The 2,990-nt window shown below is 49.4% G+C and carries 1 rRNA gene; it reads right to left on the reverse strand.

The window, feature by feature from the left end:
• Positions 1 to 35: 35 nt before the first annotated feature.
• Positions 36 to 2,859: ribosomal RNA gene (locus tag BY457_RS18715) — 23S ribosomal RNA — on the reverse strand.
• Positions 2,860 to 2,990 lie beyond the last annotated feature (131 nt).

A 2,990-nucleotide genomic window follows, 5' to 3' on the forward strand; every position in this document is an offset into this window, starting at 1 on the left:
GTAATAATGCTTCAGTGTGGAGATTGAACTCCCCAACTTAAAAGTTTTGGGTAATTAGTACTGCTCGGCTACATACGTCACCGTATTTACACCTGCAGCCTATCAACGTCGTCGTCTGCAACGCCCCTTATATGGAAATCTTATCTTGAGACAGGCTTCGTGCTTAGATGCTTTCAGCACTTATCCCTTCCAGACTTAGCTACTCAGCGATGCTCCTGGCGGAACAACTGATGCACCAGTGGTCTGTCCATCACGGTCCTCTCGTACTAATGACAGGGTCTCTCAAATTTCCTACGCCCACAACAGATAGGGACCGAACTGTCTCACGACGTTCTGAACCCAGCTCGCGTGCCACTTTAATGGGCGAACAGCCCAACCCTTGGGACCTTCTCCAGCCCCAGGATGTGACGAGCCGACATCGAGGTGCCAAACCGCCGCGTCGATATGAGCTCTTGGCGGCGATCAGCCTGTTATCCCCGGAGTACCTTTTATCCTTTGAGCGATGGCCCTTCCATTCGGAACCACCGGATCACTATGCCCTGCTTTCGCACCTGATCGACTTGTTGGTCTCACAGTCAAGCTCCCTTGTACCATTATACTCTTCAGACGGTTACCAATCGTCTTGAGGGAACCTTTGGAAGCCTCCGTTACTCTTTTGGAGGCGACCACCCCAGTCAAACTACCCACCAAACAATGTCTCCCACGCTGTGGGATTAGACTCCAAGCAAGTAAAGGGTCGTATTTCAAGGGCGACTCCACGATACCTGGCGATACCGCTTCATAGTCTCCGACCTATCCTACACATCACTTACCCAAAATCAATGTTAAGTTGCAGTAAAGGTTCACGGGGTCTTTCCGTCCCGTTGCGGGTAACCGGCATCTTCACCGGTACTACAATTTCACCGAGCTCGCGGCTGAGACAGTGCCCAGATCGTTACACCATTCGTGCAGGTCGGAACTTACCCGACAAGGAATTTCGCTACCTTAGGACCGTTATAGTTACGGCCGCCGTTTACCGGGGCTTCAATTCAATGCTTCGCCGAAACTAACATCTCCTCTTAACCTTCCGGCACCGGGCAGGTGTCAGGCCTTATACATCATCTTTCGATTTAGCAAAGCCATGTGTTTTTGGTAAACAGTCGCCTGGGCCATTTCTCTGCGCCCCAATATTAACCGAAATCAATACCGGGGGTCCTTTCTCCCGAAGTTACAGGACTAATTTGCCTAGTTCCTTGGCCGCGGATCACTCGAGCGCCTTAGTATACTCAACCCAACTACGTGTGTCCGTTTACGGTACGGGCCGCTATACTCGCTTTTCTTGGAAGTCATTACTTGTCTTCGCTTCGGCCGTAGCCTAGGCTCAGGGCGCTATTCCGTCAGCGCTCAGACACCTGGTGACCCCGTCACTTTTATTGTATAGCGGGTGCAGGAATGTTGACCTGCTTGCCATCGGCTTCCCCATTCGGGTTATCCTTAGGTCCCGACTGACCCTGATCCGATTAGCGTTGATCAGGAAACCTTAGTCTTTCGGCGTGAAGGTCTCTCACCTTCATTATCGTTACTTATGCCTACATTTGCTTTTCCAATTCCTCCACAATATCTCACAATACTGCTTCGGCGGTGTTGGAATGCTCCCCTACCAGTTGTGACTAATGTCACAAATCCACGTCTTCGGTAGCATGCTTAATGCCCGATTATTATCCATGCACGGTCGCTCGACTAGTGAGCTGTTACGCACTCTTTAAATGAGTGGCTGCTTCCAAGCCAACATCCTAGCTGTCTGTGCAACCATACCGCGTTTTCTTCAACTTAGCATACATTTGGGGACCTTAGACGGTGGTCTGGGTTCTTTCCCTCTCGGACACGGACCTTAGCACCCATGCCCTCACTCCTATGAATCATTTAGCACCATTCGGAGTTTGTCAGGAGTTGATAGGCGATGAAACCCTCGCGTCCTATCAGTAGCTCTACCTGTGCTAAACTTTCATAAGGCTGCACCTAAATGCATTTCGGGGAGTACGAGCTATTTCCAGGTTTGATTGGCCTTTCACCCCTACCCACAGTTCATCCAAAAACTTTTCAACGTTTACTGGTTCGGTCCTCCATCCCGTGTTACCGGGACTTCAACCTGACCATGGGTAGATCACCTGGTTTCGCGTCTATCCCTACCGACTCTATCGCCCTGTTCAGACTCGCTTTCGCTTCGGCTACGTATCTTGAAATACTTAACCTTGCCGGTAAGGAATAACTCGTAGGCTCATTATGCAAAAGGCACGCCGTCACCCCACTAAAGGGCTTCGACTGCTTGTAGGCGCACGGTTTCAGGTACTTTTTCACTCCCCTGCCAGGGGTGCTTTTCACCTTTCCCTCACGGTACTTGTTCACTATCGGTCTCTCAGGAGTATTTAGCCTTACCGGATGGTCCCGGCTAATTCAGACAGGATTTCTCGTGTCCCGTCCTACTCAGGATACTGCTAGAAAATTAAACACTTACATGTACGGGATTGTCACCCTCTTTGATGCAACTTTCCAGATGCTTCCATTTCGTCTTTAATCCTCACACCGCAGTCCTATTACCCCATCATTGCCTAAACAACAATGGTTTGGGCTAATCCCTGTTCGCTCGCCGCTACTAGGAGAATCACTTTTGTTTTCTCTTCCTCCGGGTACTTAGATGTTTCAGTTCTCCGGGTTCGCCTCCATTACTGGATACTGTATCTTCAATACAGTGGGTTGCCCCATTCGGATATTCACGGATCAATGGTTATTTGCACCTACCCATGACTTTTCGCAGCTTATCACGTCCTTCTTCGCCTCTGAGAGCCAAGGCATCCGCCATGCGCCCTTTTTTACTTTCTTAGTTGGTGTCTTCCTTCCAAAACCCGTAGGTAATGAAATTCAGACGTACACTAAAGCACTACTACTTTTTTGCAGTGTGCTCGTTTTGCTTTTTGAGTCTTATGTTTTCCAATATGTCAATGAACGTTTCG

The organism is Marinilabilia salmonicolor (genome assembly GCF_003003035.1).
In the GTDB taxonomy this organism is placed as follows: Bacteria; Bacteroidota; Bacteroidia; order Bacteroidales; family Marinilabiliaceae; genus Marinilabilia; species Marinilabilia salmonicolor_A.